The sequence below is a fragment of the Pseudomonas versuta genome (assembly GCF_001294575.1).
GTDB lineage: Bacteria > Pseudomonadota > Gammaproteobacteria > Pseudomonadales > Pseudomonadaceae > Aquipseudomonas > Aquipseudomonas versuta.
Map to the genome: position 1 here is coordinate 765,977 of NZ_CP012676.1, position 13,792 is coordinate 779,768.

At 55.1% G+C, this 13,792-nt stretch carries 9 protein-coding genes; 4 read left to right on the forward strand and 5 right to left on the reverse strand.

What is annotated here, in order from left to right:
* Nucleotides 1–253: 253 nt before the first annotated feature.
* The gene (locus AOC04_RS03605) at nucleotides 254–1,465 is read right to left on the reverse strand and encodes a pyridoxal phosphate-dependent aminotransferase (protein ID WP_060696862.1); all 1,212 of its coding nucleotides are present in this window, start codon (nucleotides 1,463–1,465) and stop codon (nucleotides 254–256) included.
* Between the two features lie 210 nt (nucleotides 1,466–1,675).
* Between AOC04_RS03605 and msrB the strand changes: the two genes are divergently transcribed.
* The gene (msrB, locus tag AOC04_RS03610; RefSeq protein ID WP_060691190.1) at nucleotides 1,676–2,071 is read left to right on the forward strand and encodes a peptide-methionine (R)-S-oxide reductase MsrB; all 396 of its coding nucleotides are present in this window, start codon (nucleotides 1,676–1,678) and stop codon (nucleotides 2,069–2,071) included.
* A gap of 22 nt (nucleotides 2,072–2,093) precedes the next feature.
* The gene (locus AOC04_RS03615) at nucleotides 2,094–2,591 is read left to right on the forward strand and encodes a glutathione peroxidase (protein WP_060691191.1); all 498 of its coding nucleotides are present in this window, start codon (nucleotides 2,094–2,096) and stop codon (nucleotides 2,589–2,591) included.
* A gap of 14 nt (nucleotides 2,592–2,605) precedes the next feature.
* On the opposite strand, the gene AOC04_RS03620 is transcribed toward AOC04_RS03615, so the two are convergent.
* Complete coding sequence (locus AOC04_RS03620; RefSeq protein WP_060691192.1) at nucleotides 2,606–4,921, reverse strand: response regulator; 2,316 nt, start codon at nucleotides 4,919–4,921, stop codon at nucleotides 2,606–2,608.
* A gap of 175 nt (nucleotides 4,922–5,096) precedes the next feature.
* Between AOC04_RS03620 and AOC04_RS03625 the strand changes: the two genes are divergently transcribed.
* Together AOC04_RS03625 and AOC04_RS03630 are read left to right on the forward strand one after the other, a co-directional pair.
* Nucleotides 5,097–5,990 (forward strand): ATP-binding protein, encoded by an 894-nt coding sequence (locus AOC04_RS03625; RefSeq protein ID WP_060691193.1) that lies wholly within the window; start codon nucleotides 5,097–5,099, stop codon nucleotides 5,988–5,990.
* Complete coding sequence (locus AOC04_RS03630; RefSeq protein ID WP_060691194.1) at nucleotides 5,983–6,465, forward strand: GAF domain-containing protein; 483 nt, start codon at nucleotides 5,983–5,985, stop codon at nucleotides 6,463–6,465. Before AOC04_RS03625 ends, AOC04_RS03630 begins: the two co-directional genes overlap by 8 nt.
* Nucleotides 6,466–6,468: 3 nt before the next feature.
* Here AOC04_RS03630 and AOC04_RS03635 read toward each other — a convergent pair whose 3' ends face one another.
* The 3 genes from AOC04_RS03635 to AOC04_RS03645 form a co-directional block, all read right to left on the reverse strand.
* The gene (locus AOC04_RS03635; protein WP_060696863.1) at nucleotides 6,469–9,411 is read right to left on the reverse strand and encodes an HD domain-containing phosphohydrolase; all 2,943 of its coding nucleotides are present in this window, start codon (nucleotides 9,409–9,411) and stop codon (nucleotides 6,469–6,471) included.
* 87 nt (nucleotides 9,412–9,498) lie between these two features.
* Complete coding sequence (locus AOC04_RS03640; protein ID WP_060691195.1) at nucleotides 9,499–13,134, reverse strand: transporter substrate-binding domain-containing protein; 3,636 nt, start codon at nucleotides 13,132–13,134, stop codon at nucleotides 9,499–9,501.
* Entirely contained in the window at nucleotides 13,131–13,757 is a 627-nt protein-coding gene (locus AOC04_RS03645; protein WP_060691196.1) for a response regulator transcription factor, read from the reverse strand. The genes AOC04_RS03640 and AOC04_RS03645 overlap by 4 nt, the downstream gene beginning before the upstream one ends.
* Between the last annotated feature and the right edge of the window lie 35 nt (nucleotides 13,758–13,792).

The window sequence follows — 13,792 nt, forward strand, 5'->3', positions numbered from 1 at the left end:
AGGCTATTCAACCGGGCGACTATTTCAAACTGTGTCCTGCAGATTGATTCTAGTAACAAGCCAGTCATTTCCTAATCCCGATTGAGTTTTTTTATGCGTATAAATTCAATCGGGCCCCAGCAAACACTAGGTGCAAGTTTTTTCAGGGCGTGGACAGGGCGGTGTGCGAGGGCAGTGGAGAGGCGCACGTGAATAAAATTTAACTCGACACATGCTGTGCGACATTTCAAAGCTCGCACAGCATGTGAGGACATTACTGACGGTAGGTCTTCAGGAAATTACCGATTCGACCAATAGCCATGTCCAGTTCATCGACTCGCGGCAAGGTCACGACGCGGAAGTGGTCAGGCCATGGCCAGTTGAAGGCGGTGCCCTGAACCACCAGCAGCTTTTCCGATAGCAGCAAGTCCAGGACGAATTTTTCGTCGTTCAGGATCGGGCACACTTTTGGGTCTATGCGGGGGAACGCATACAGGGCGCCCATCGGCTTCACGCAGCTGACGCCGGGGATGTCATTGAGCAGTTCCCAGGTGCGGTTGCGCTGCTCGAGCAGGCGACCGTTGGGCAATACCAGATCGTTGATGCTCTGATAGCCGCCAAGTGCCGTCTGGATCGCGTGTTGGCTGGGCACGTTGGCGCACAGGCGCATGTTCGCCAGCATGTCGATGCCTTCGATGTAGCTTTGTGCGTTGTGCTTGGGGCCGGAGATGGCGATCCAGCCTGAGCGGAAGCCCGCCACCCGGTACGACTTGGACAAGCCGTTGAAGGTCAGGCACAACAGGTCCGGTGCCAGGGAGGCAGTGCAAATGTGCACGGCGTCGTCGTACAGGATCTTGTCGTAAATCTCGTCCGAGAACACCACCAGATTGTGCTGGCGCGCCAGTTCCAGCATGCCCAGTAGCACTTCCTTGGAATACACCGCACCCGTCGGGTTGTTCGGGTTGATGATGACCATGGCTTTGGTGTTGGGAGTGATTTTGGCTTTGATATCAGCCAGGTCAGGCCACCAGTTGGCTTGCTCATCACACAGGTAGTGCACTGGATGACCGCCGGCCAGGGTCACGGCCGCAGTCCACAGCGGGTAGTCCGGTGCCGGCACCAGAACTTCGTCACCGTTGTTGAGCAGTGCCTGCAGTGACATCACGATCAGTTCGGAGACGCCGTTGCCCAGATAGATGTCTTCAATGCCGACACCTTCTACCTGTTTCTGCTGGTAGTACTGCATGACCGCCTTGCGCGCGCTGAACAGACCCTTGGAGTCGCTGTAGCCTTGTGCAGTGGGCAGATTGCGGATCACGTCCTGAAGGATTTCGTCCGGCGCTTCAAAACCAAAGGGCGCCGGGTTGCCGATATTCAGCTTGAGGATGCGATGACCTTCCTCCTCCAGTCGTTTGGCGTGCTTGAGCACTGGGCCGCGAATGTCATAACAGACGTTGGCGAGCTTGTTTGATTTGCTGACCTGCATGGCGATGTGATCCCGAAAATGAACGATCCAGGCCGCGTGAAATCCCGGCACTGGGTAATCCTGCCTTGCAAACACCGCATTGCTTCAAGAATCCGTTTGAATGCAGATAGAGCGGGTGCCAGACTGGCGAATAACGAGGCGCAATCATACGTGCCCCCCGACCCCTGTAAAAGCCACCGGGCAGGGTTTTTCAGCTACAGAGGCAGAACTATGGAAAAGTTGAATAAAACGCTCGACGAGTGGAAGGCCATGCTCGACCCCGAGCAGTACAACGTGTGCCGGCTCAAAGGTACGGAGCGGCCATTTTCGGGTAAATACAACGCCACCAAAACCGATGGCGTCTATCACTGCGTTTGCTGCAATGAACCGCTGTTTGATTCTAGCGCCAAGTTTGATTCGGGTTGCGGCTGGCCGAGTTTTTATCAACCGATTGGCGACAGCGCCATGATCGAGATTCGTGATGTGAGTCACGGCATGGTTCGCACCGAAGTGGTCTGCGCCAAGTGTGAGGCCCACCTCGGGCATGTATTCCCTGATGGCCCGCCACCGACCGGGCTGCGTTATTGCATCAACTCGGTATGCCTGGATCTGGTTCCGCGCACCTGAATCTACCTGGAGAGGCTCCGTCATGACTGACAACTTGCTCAACATTCCCTGCACCACCCTCAGGGGGGAGCAAAAGACGCTGGCGGACTACCCGGGTAAAGCGGTGCTGGTGGTCAATACCGCCAGCAAGTGCGGATTCACTCCCCAGTACAAGGGACTTGAAGCGTTGTGGCAGCAATACAAGGATCAGGGGCTGGTGATTCTTGGTTTTCCCTGCAATCAGTTCGGCAAACAGGAACCCGGTGATGACGCGGCCATTTCCGAATTTTGCGAGCTGAACTTCGGTGTGAGCTTTCCACTGTTCAAGAAGATCGACGTCAATGGCAGCCAGGCTCATCCACTGTTCGTAGCGCTTAAAAAGCGTGCGCCGGGGGTACTGGCGACCGAAAGGATCAAGTGGAATTTCACCAAGTTCTTGATTGGCCGGGACGGGCACGTCAAACGCTACGCCCCGACCACCAAGCCCGAAGCGCTGAAGGCCGATATTGAAGCGCTGCTACAAAAAACTGCCACAGCCTGAATCTCCTGCACTGCTCAGGCGTTCAACGGTACCCAGAGGTCGAGCAGGGCTTCGAGCTCTTCGCGGCGGAAGGGCTTGGCCAGGTAGTCGTTCATCCCCGCCGTGCGGCAGCGCTCGCGCTCTTCGGGCATGGCATTGGCGGTCAAGGCAACGATTGGCAACTGCGGCCAGCGGCCACTTTGACGAATCTGCCGGGTGGCTTCGTAGCCATCCATGACGGGCATGTTGCAGTCCATCAACACCAGATCAAAGTTGCTGCGCTCCAGCTGGCTCAGGGCTTCGCCGCCATGGGCCGCAATCACTACGTCGCAGCCAAGCTTGCCGAGCATCCCCTTGGCAACCAGCTGGTTCACCGGATTGTCTTCAACCAGCAACACCTGTGCGCGATGCGGGACGAACGAGCGTCTGGAATGATTGTTTGGATGAGAGTCGTCTTCTTTTTGCAGCAGCTGCTGCAAGGTTTGATACAGCGCGTGGCGCGATAGAGGCCGGGCTTTTTGTTGCAGGGGGGCCAGTGCATTGACCTGATCGCCCGGCATGAAATTGCCATAGGCGGTGACCAACAAGATCGGGGTACTGATGGTGGGTCGCAGGCCAAACAGGCATTCGGGGCAATCTGTAATCAGCAGGTCCGGTTTGACACCCGCCAGTGATTCATCAAGGGAATAACGCCGGTACTCCAGCCCCCAAAAAGGCAAAAAGCTGCTCAACAACTCAGCCAGGCCGCTACCCGATGGGCTCACGGCAATGATCCGGCCCGACAACGGTTTTGGCTTGATAGCAGGCGTGTGGCAAGGCAAAGGCAACTCGGCGCAAAACTGGCTGCCGAAACCTATTTCTGAACTGATCGTCAGGCGACCGTTCATGGCTTCGCAAAGGCTGCGGGTCAGCGCCAGGCCCAGGCCTGTGCCGCCAAACTGCCGGGTAATCCCGGCCCCGGCCTGGGTGAAGGGCTTGAATATGCGTGCCTGAGCTTCCTGGGCAATGCCGATGCCGGTGTCACATACCTCGATTCTTACCTGGTCGTTGTGCGCGCTGAGACGAACATCAACGCGTCCGAACCGGGTGAACTTGAGCGCGTTGGACATAAGGTTGCTGACGATCTGGCGCACTCGCGTAGGGTCACCCAGAACCAGTGTCGGGAAGAGCGGATCAATCAGGCAGGTCAGTTCTACACTGGGCGCTGCGTTCTGCGATAACAGGTTGGCGGTGTCTTCAATCAGCGTGCCGAGATCAAAGGCAATATGCTCAAGCTCCAATTTGCCGGCGTCGAATTTTGACAGGTCAAGAATGTCGTTCAGCAGTTCGACCAGGACCTTGCCCGAGTCGTGGGCGATGGACAGTTGCTGGAGTTGCTCGGCGTTGAGCGGGCTGTCCAGGCACAGCTCCAGCATGCCCAGCAGGCCGTTTAGGGGCGTGCGTATTTCGTGGCTCATGTTGGCCAGAAACGCCGACCGTGCCTGGGCCATTTTCAGCGCTGTACTGCGGGCAGCTTCCAACTCCTGGTTGGATTGGCTGAGGCGTGAATTGATGGCTTCCAGTTCCTGGGTGCGCGCCTTGACCATGTCTTCGAGCTGCGACGAATACTCGGTCAGGCGGTTTTCTGCGTTGCGCCGCTGTTCGATTTCACGGGCTACGGCGTCAAACTGCTGATTGGCTGCGTTGACCAATACACCGATTTCGTCGTCTTCATGCCCGCACGGACACTCGATGCGCGATGGATTGGGGGTACCGGGCTTGCTCCTGCTGAGCTCGCCAATCACCCGTACCAACGGCTTGGTTAGCATGACGTAAAACAGCGCCAGAAGAATGAAGGTCAGCAGCAGGCTTCTGGCAAAACCACTGAGCAGTGTGAGCTCGGCACGGTGCAGGAATCGACTGCCAAACGGGTAGGTATCCACCTCCAGGTGCAATACGCCCACGCTTTGTTCGGGCAAGTGGCTGAAGTACAGCCGATCGTCGAAGGTGCGCATGGAGCCGAACAGGAAATCACTCAATGCCCGGTAACGGCCGGTATCAGGCTGGTCCTGGCCTGATGCCAGGAGGTTTTTATCGTTGTCGCTGATTTGAACGCCGGTAATGGCCGGAGCGCGCAGCAGACCCATAACCAGCTCTTGTGCGAGTTCTGAGTCCAGGTTGTAGGCAATGCGTGAAGCCGGGTTATGGCTGATATCTAAAAGGGATTCGATTTCACGATTGATGGCTGCGTTTTCGCTGGCATAATCCATACCGATTTGCAGCAGACTGAGTATTGTCCCCAGGACAAAGCCGACCAGCACTGTCAGCCTGGCCTGTTTGAAAGACAGGCGGTGGGTGAGTTTTATGTCCATGGGTGCAGCACCTGATTCCATTTCCCTTCGGCGGGCTAGAGTAGTCGATTAGCCGCTTAACAGGCAGGCATAGCTGCAGTATTTACGGGCAGGTTGTATCAATCACCTCATGGTCGGGCGCAAGGCGCTCTCCATATCAATGCGCTATCACTGTGTATCAGTCAGAGGAGATGTTGTGGATTCTAAACTGTATGCCTTTCTGGAGCGGGCCGAAGCGGTCCTGGCGCGTCTCGAACCCTTGCTGCCTGCGCAGCGCGAGCCGATTGACTGGGACGATTGCCTGGCCGCGCGCTGGCAGCGCGAAGGTCGCTCGGGTTATCTGATGCCGCTGCAAGTCAGCCTTGATATGCGTCTTACGGATCTGATCGGGGTTGATACCCAGCGCGATCAGTTGGGCCGCAATACTAAACAATTTCTCAACGGTTTGCCGGCCAACCATGCCTTGCTCTGGGGGTCGCGCGGAACGGGCAAGTCTTCGATCATCCGTGCCTTGCTTGCCGAGTACGCGCCGGCCGGGTTGCGCTTGATTGAAATTGAACGCGATCACCTGGCCGATTTGCCGCGTGTGGTCGAGCAGATCCAAGGGTTGAAACAGCGTTTTATATTGTTTTGCGATGATCTGTCGTTCGACGCCGGTGAAGGCGACTTCCGGGTACTTAAAAGTGTGCTCGACGGCTCGCTGGAACAAGCTCCGGATAACGTCCTGCTTTACGCGACCTCGAACCGCCGGCACCTGGTTTCCGAAAAAGAAAGCGACAACGAGAACTGGAAGAACGTCGATGGCGAGCTTCACCCCAGCGAGGCGGTGGAGGACAAGATTGCATTGTCGGATCGTTTCGGCCTCTGGTTGTCGTTCTACCCCTTTACCCAGGAGCACTTCTTGAATGTGGTCGAACACTGGATCGAGGTACTGGCAGGTAAAGCCGGTTTGAAGTGCCAGCGTGACGAAGCGCTGGACATTCTGGCCGTGCGCTGGGCGACCGGACGTGGCAACCGTAATGGTCGCTGCGCTTATCAGTTTGCACGCTACTGGGTTGGATTGAAGTTACTGGAGCAGAACAATGATTGATTTGAATGCCACTGGCGCAGGCCTGGAGGGCTACGGCTTGCTACAGGCGCAGCTGGAATCCTTACTGGCGGATGAGCGTGATTTTATTGCCAACGCCGCACAGTTTTCGGCCTTTTTGTACCACCAGCTGGACGATTTGAATTGGGCCGGTTTTTACCTGAACCGCAATGAAGAGTTGGTGTTGGGGCCATTTCAGGGCCAGATCGCGTGCGTCCGTATTCCATTCGGGCGTGGCGTTTGCGGGGCTGCTGCCGCCAGCCGACAAACCCAGCGGGTTGAGGATGTACACGCATTCGCAGGGCATATTGCCTGTGACAGTGCTTCCAACAGCGAACTGGTGGTGCCTTTGATCAAGGACGGTCGCCTGATCGGCGTGCTGGACCTGGACAGCCCGAGCATCGGCAGGTTTTCCGAGCAGGACCAGCAAGGCGTTGAAGCACTGGCAGCGATCTTCTTGCGTTTGAGTGATTGCTGATCGTTAGCCTGTCAGCCCGGCCTTGAGCAGCAAGGCATCGACATCCACCAGATCGATCTGTTGAGGCTCAAGGAATTGCCGGGCGTAATGCATGAAGACCTGTTCGCGCATAAACAGCTCGAACAGTTGAGGGTCAATATGGGCATCGCGGCACATGCCCGCCATGATGTTTAACGCCTCTCTCAAGGTTTTGCCCCGTTTGTACGGGCGGTCCGAGGCGGTCAATGCCTCGAAGATATCGGCAATTGCCATCATTCGGGCCGCCAGGCTCATGTCCTCGCGCTTCAGGCGTTTTGGATAACCGCTGCCATCCATTTTTTCATGATGACCACCCGCCAATTCGGTGATGTCGCCCAAATAGCTCGGGAAAGGCAGGCGCTCGAGCATCAGGATGGTTTGCACGATGTGATTGTTGATGATGTAGCGTTCCTCGGCAGTCAGTGTGCCGCGGGTGATACTCAGATTGTATAACTCGCCCCGATTGAACTTGGAGCGCGGTATATCAAGTTTGAAACCCCAGTGGTTTTCAGTTGTGATGACTTCGGATTCATCGCGCACGAATAAATGTTCGGGCTTGTCCGAGAGCAACAACTCCGTGACCGGAAGAGGGTGTTCTTCGCGCAAGGCCTGGCGTTTATTTTCTTCCCAGGACACGCCCAGCCGATCGTCCAGGGTACGGAGCCAGGTGCGTTGTGCAATGCGGGTCAAACGCTGCAAATCTTCCTGGGCCATGCTCTCGCCGCCCACATTGCAGTGGGCGACAAATGCAAAGTCATCATCGAGCTCCTGCAAGCAGGTGTCGCGCAATTCAGCCAGTCGTTGCTCATTGCCGCCCAAAGCCCGAGCTTGCCAGTAGTTAATCCAGGTATCGCGTTTCAGGACTTCAAAGCGGGTGCGGATTTCGTGAATGCGGTCATACAGGGTTTCGAGTTTAGTGGCTTTATCGACCACATATTCGGGGGTGGTGATTTTTCCGCAGTCATGTAACCAGGCGGCAATGTGCAGAGCTTCCCATTCATCATCAGTGGGGTTGTACTGCCTGAATTGCGGTTGCTGGCTCGCGGCAGCCGCTTCGGCCAGCATGAAGGTGAGTGCCGGAACCCGTTGGCAATGGTTGCCGGTGTAAGGGCTTTTAGCGTCGATAGCTCCGGCCAGCAGCTCAATAAAGGCCTTGAGCAATTGCTTTTGGCGCTCTTGCAGGCGCTGGCTTTCAATTGAGACGGCGGCAGCGCCCGAAACGGCCTGGATAAACGCAATGCGGTCGGATCGCAAATTATCGTTATCAGTACTCTTGCCGCTGTTATTCAACACCAGCGCCAGGACGCCAACGGTCTCGCCGTGTCGGTTATGCAGGCGGATGCCAATGAGGTGGATGCTGGTGCTTTCCAGCGCGTTCATCACGAACTGCAAATCGCCAGCCTGATCGAAGTCGAGAGTACGCACGACACTGTCATGTCCTCCTTCTATCAAAGTGTGCAGCCACTCAGGCCTTTGCGGGTTAACAGGGCTCTGGGTGGGCAGTTCCTGAGGCTGTTCATTGATAATCACCCCTTTCAATTCCAGGTGCGTGCCTTCGCTCTCTGTCAGGTAGATCAGCCCCGCCTGTGCCTGGCCAATTTTGGTGGTTTCAGCCAGAACCGACTGTAATAGTGGTTCAAACCGGGTATGGGCCGAGAGGCTTGCGGTGATTTCGAAAAAACTCGCGAGGGTTTGTTTCATTCGCCTCATGGAAATAGCCAGCTGGTCAATTTCAAGCACCGGCGATTGCTGATTGACCGGGTAGTTGAAGTCGAAGCGGCGAATGGCATCGGCTTCTTCCACCAAGGCCGTCAAGGGCTTGACCAGTATTCGGGAAGTCAGCCAGCCCACAGGCAGGCATAACAAAAGTATGGCAAGTGCCATCAGGGCACCTTCCCAGCGAAGCTCGTAGGCATCAGCCAGTAACTCATCCTCAGGCACCATCAAGGCCAATTGAAGACCGTTGGCGCCCCCGTCATTGATATCTGTTCGCGAAACGATCCAGTTGTGCTTGCCGTCGTTCAGACTCTGACCAACGTGACTACCTTGGTCGAGCAACAGTTTCAGGGCCGGACTCAGCTCTGTAACGAGGGGCAACTCCCTTGAGTTATTGCCGTCCCCTGGTTTGCCAAGGTGTGGGTACGCCACCGCTCGGCCATCGGCATCGAACAAGACAATTTGCGTATTGGGGGTGACCAGGTGTTCAGCCAGAGTGCTGGACAGTTGCGAAAGGGTCAGGTCGGCACCTATGACGGATTTAGCCGAGCTGCGTCTGGAGAGCGTAGTACCCGCTTCTTGTGTGGAGAAAAACAGGTAAGGGCTGGTGGTGGTCTGGTCGATATTGCCACGCGCCGGGATAAACCAGCTGCGTTCCCGAGGATCATAGGTTTCATTGGGTACAACGCGCTCTTGTAGCAAGGTTAGGGAGTCATCAAAGAAAAGTTTTTTTGACTCGATTTCGTTGGAGTTGGCAGATCTCTGAATGGACCAAACGGCATAAGACGCTTGATCGGGAGCCTTCATCCGGATTTTGATGGCCTGATTGTTCAGGGGGCGTACCTGGAAAAAATTACCCTGATTATCACCCTTGAACAGTGCCGATAACTCGGGATGATCCTTCAGCGCTTGCACGAACGGTTGCAGCAGTCCCATTTGATTTCCTGACGCGGCCGTAGTGGCATTGGGGGTGAGTGCCAGCAGGTTCAATGTTTGTCGAATGGGTTGGTAAGTGTTCAGCAGGTCCAGTTGTACATCCTGTTCGATCCGGCTAAAGAGTTTCTGGCTGCTGTCGAGAATGATCCGGGTAGTTTGCAGATAGTTAAACACTCCAAGAGCAACAGCCATCAGCACCAGTAAAAGTGTAAATACCGCACTGATATGAAAGTGCAGCGGATACTGACGTTTTTTGGCTGAGGCAGTTGGAAACATGGCTGGGTCACCGCGGGCGAGAATGCCTGAAAGCATAGTGAATCCGGGCTGGATTGCATTTTTATCAGGACCATTGAAGTTCACTCCTCAGGCATCCTTGTTGCGCTTGGCCAGTTCATTGCTCAACGCCTGTTCCAGAGACTCCATGGCGTATTGCACGGCATTGCGGCAGGGCTCTAGCGTCGAGCGGGTTGCCTGCTCCAGTGCCTCACAGTGCTTGATCAGTTCGCTGGCTCCCACAATTCGCGCTGCACCTTTGATCCGGTGTGCGATCTGGACAAAAGATTGCAGGCCATCGTCCATGTGCAGTTCAAGCAATGTCTTGAGATCCTCCCGGTTGCTGCGTTGCAGCTCTTCAAGCAGCTTTCTGACGCGTGAGTTGTCTCGACCTGACAGTGAGTAAAAGCTATCAATGTCGAGCGCTTGGGCTGGTGTGGCCTTGGGCACAATCGCGCTCAGGCGTTGACTCAGCACGCTCAGGTTGATGGGTTTGAACACGCAGTCATCCATTCCGGCCTGCTTGCAGCGCAGACGCTCCTCAGGCTGAGCATTGGCCGTGAACCCCAGTATCGTGCAAGGCGCACGCTGGGCTGCCTGCTCATACTGACGAATTGCCCGGGTCAATTCATATCCGTTCATGACGGGCATGTTGCAGTCAGCGATGACCAGATCGAATGATCCTTTTATCCAGGCTTTTAATCCGTTTGCCCCATTGTTCTCACTGCTAAACCGATGGCCTAAAAATCCCAGCTGCTGGCACATCAACAGACGATTGGCCGGGTGGTCGTCCACCACCAGTACATTCAACTGATAAGTTGAAGGGCTGATTTGCGGTTCCGGCACAACGCCAGCCAGACACGGCTCCAGGGCGGGTAGCTTGAGCGATATTTGAATCTGAGTGCCTGCATCGGGCTGGCTACTGAGGTTGAGTGTACCGCCCATCATTTCGCAGAGGCTGCGACAGATCACCAGACCGAGGCCTGTACCGTTGAGCGCCTGTTTGCCGTTGTTTTCCACTTGAGAGAACGGCTGGAACAGGCGCTGCTGGTCGCGTTGGCTGATACCGATACCGGTGTCCTTTACGCTCAACTGCAGTTCAATCTGGTGCGGGGTATCGCTTGCCAGCAAGTGGAGTTCGAGAGTCACCTGCCCGCGCTCGGTGAACTTGATGGCGTTGCTGATCAGATTGGTCATGATTTGCTTGAAACGCAGCGGATCGATCATTACATCCGGCGCCCTGCCTTCAGGTTTGAACGTCAGTGAGAGGTTCAGGGATTTCTGCCTCGCCAGACCATCGAACACCCGGATTACCGAGTTGGCCAGGTCGCGCAGATTGACCCGCTCCGGGGTCAGGCTCATCCGCCCGGACTCGATGCGGGCGATATCGAGAATGTCGCCGATCAAATTCAGCAGGTCTTTGGCCGAGGTGTAGGCAACCTCGATCGAGGGCCGATCAAGATGCCCCTGGTCGGCGCGCTTCAAGGTCAGCTCAAGCATGCCGATGACGGCATTCATCGGCGTTCGGATCTCATGGCTCATGGTTGCCAGGAATGTACTTTTCGCCCGGTTGGCATCATCGGCCTGCTCTTTGGCGCTACGCAGTTCATCCAGAAGCTGAAGGCGTTCGCTGATATCGATCCAGCCCCCGATGATGCCTTGTACTTCGCCCAAGGAATTGCGGTAGGGAAGAATCCAGTGATAGAGGGTGAGCGTTTTGTCGCCAATATGCAGCGTGCGGTCGACGATATGCGGTGCTCCCTCTCGCATGACTCGCAGGCAGTCCGCCTGATAATCCTGGGCTTCGTACTGGTTGCTTATAAGGCCGGCGGTTTGCATCAGCGTTTTACCGATGACCACTTCGCGTTTGGTTGATAAGGCCTCCAGGTAGCTGTCATTGCATGTTTGCAGCACGCCGTCCCGATCTCGTACATAAATTGGATGCGGGGTGCCATTGACCAGAACCTGCAGGAACTCGAACTGATCATTGAGTTCGCGCTCGGCTATTTTTCGTTGCCGGATTTGCCGCCGCATGCAGGCGTTCCAGATTAATGACAGCAGCAGTAAAACGCTGCTGCCGATGATGATCTGGTAAATCAGGTGGCGGTAATTGCGCCAGTAACTGTCTGACGCCGGAACATGTCCTCCCCAGCGACTGTTAATAGTGCCCAGTTCTTCAGGTGCAATACTGAGCAAAGCCTTGTTGAGGATGGCGTTCAATTCTGTTGCATTGCGAGCAGTGGCTAGGGAAAACGTTGAGGGCCGGGTTCCCAGTGAGGCGCTGATTTGCAAGCGGTTGCGGAACATTTTCGAAGCAAGCAGATAGTTGGCGATGACCAGCGAATTGACCGCGCCTTGTACTTTGCCCTCGGCCAGGAGCTCCGTAGCTTTATAAATGTCGTCGGTTTCGACCAGGTCTATATACGGATGCTCTGTGCGCAAGTAGTCGATCAGGGAGTGCCCTTGGGTCAGCGCTAGTCTTTTGCCAGCCAGTTGATCAAGGCTGGCGTTTTTATCCGAGCCTTTTGCGGTGAGCAAAACAAATGAATTCTCAAGATAAGGTCGACTGAAACTTAGCGTGTTATCGCGGTAAGTAGACGGACTGATGGCTGAGATAATGTCGGTTTCGTTGTTATTGATCATCTGGATCATGGTTCCGATGCTGCGCGCACGCTGTATCTTGAAACGCAGCCCGGTACGCAGGGCAATGACCTCCAGCAAGTCAGCAGTGATACCTCTGAAATGCCCGTCAGTGTCAAAAAAAGTCAGCGGTGCCAGCGTTTCATTGACCACCACGTTGACAACCGGGTGCTGGCTCAGCCAGTGCTCTTCGCGCTCAGTCAGATGGAGATTTTGGCCGCTCAGTAAAATATCGCTTCCGGCACTCCAGCGCCTGGTAATGCTGTCCCGCTCACTGGCGGGCACAGCGCGCAGGGTCGCATTGATAATATCGAGCAACTGCGGGTTATCGCGGCGTACGGCAAAGCTGAAGCCATGGGCTTGCTGCTTGCCGAAGCTGACCATTTTTATGTTCTTCAGGTAGCCCTTGTTGATCATGTAATTCGTCGACACCGTGTCGCCGATAAACACGTCTGCCTGATTGAAGGCGACCGAGTTAAGGGCGTTTTGGGTGGACGGATATGAATGGATGATGGCCTGGGGGTAAAGGCCCTTGATCTCATTCAGAGGCAAGTAGTGGTACACCATGCTCAGGCGCATGCCGGCAAGGTCAGGGGAGAGCGCACTAGTATCCCCCTCACGGGTTACCAGGACCGGTTTGTCGATTGCATATGGAATGGACAGCAGCAGTTTGGGGTTGGCTGCTTCGAAGCCATTAGAGGTCCCGAGCAAGTCGATCCTGCCTTCTTCAAGTGCCTTGATGGCAGCGTTCCTGGAATGGAAACGCTGGATTTTGATTGGCAGGTCAAGGGCATTGGCCAGAATACCGAGATAGTCGGCGGTCAAACCTTCGTAATCCTGAGCGCTGGCGGTCATGTCGAACGGCAGATAGTCAGGGGTTGAAATTCCGACCTGCAATTCACGTTTTTGCAGGAGCCAGTAGCGTTGTTGTTTATCCAGCGTAACTTCCATGGGGGAGGTGCTCGAACGGCTGAGCAGTAAAAGGTTTTCAGCCCGGGCCAGGGTAGCGAACAGTAAGGTGCAAAGGAGCAGTCCTGCAATTAACGATGGAGACTTGTTTAACCGCCAGGTAGTTGGTCTTTTCATACTAAAGCGTTGCGTTTAGCCAGTTCGATAAGCGTGACCAGTGAGCTGGCGTTGAGTTTTTGCATGAGCCGTTTTTTGTAAGTGCTCACGGTCTTGTTGCTGATGAACATGGCGCTGGCTATTTCCTTGTTCGTTTTTCCTTGTGCGAAGAGCTTAAGGACCATGAGTTCCCGGTCGTTGACCAGTTTGAACAGTTCGATGTCAGACAAGTTGTCGTTTTCGTATTTTTCAGAAATCGATGCCTGGCTGGGAAAGTAGTTGTAGCCGGATACGACAGCATTGATGGCACTGACAAGCTCACTCAGGTCTTCTTGTTTGCATACATACCCGGCAGCTCCTGATTGCAAGCAGCGCATGGCGAAAATGGCCGGTGGCTGGGCCGTAAATACCAGGGTCTTGAAGATTTTGTTCATAGCGTTAAAGCGTGCCAGCACTTCAAGACCATCGAGTTTTGGAATGCTGATATCGAGCACGATCAAGTCCGGGATACAGTCGCGGATCATCTGTATGGCATCTACGCCATTATCGGTTTCACCGACTATTTTATAACCTTCATGCTCTAACAGCATGCGAATGGCCAGTCGGATCACCGGATGGTCGTCAACAATAAATACGGTGTTCATATAAGTTTCCATAAAGTACGGCACAGAGTGCGCGC

Excerpts from the sequence above, each read along its gene's own strand:
- AOC04_RS03630 (WP_060691194.1), top strand. The coding sequence starts at position 5,983 with ATGATTGATTTGAATGCCACTGGCGCAGGCCTGGAGGGCTACGGCTTG.
- msrB (WP_060691190.1), top strand. The coding sequence starts at position 1,676 with ATGGAAAAGTTGAATAAAACGCTCGACGAGTGGAAGGCCATGCTCGAC.
- AOC04_RS03635 (WP_060696863.1), bottom strand. The coding sequence starts at position 9,411 with ATGTTTCCAACTGCCTCAGCCAAAAAACGTCAGTATCCGCTGCACTTT.
- AOC04_RS03620 (WP_060691192.1), bottom strand. The coding sequence starts at position 4,921 with ATGGACATAAAACTCACCCACCGCCTGTCTTTCAAACAGGCCAGGCTG.
- AOC04_RS03645 (WP_060691196.1), bottom strand. The coding sequence starts at position 13,757 with ATGAACACCGTATTTATTGTTGACGACCATCCGGTGATCCGACTGGCC.
- AOC04_RS03640 (WP_060691195.1), bottom strand. The coding sequence starts at position 13,134 with ATGAAAAGACCAACTACCTGGCGGTTAAACAAGTCTCCATCGTTAATT.
- AOC04_RS03605 (WP_060696862.1), bottom strand. The coding sequence starts at position 1,465 with ATGCAGGTCAGCAAATCAAACAAGCTCGCCAACGTCTGTTATGACATT.
- AOC04_RS03615 (WP_060691191.1), top strand. The coding sequence starts at position 2,094 with ATGACTGACAACTTGCTCAACATTCCCTGCACCACCCTCAGGGGGGAG.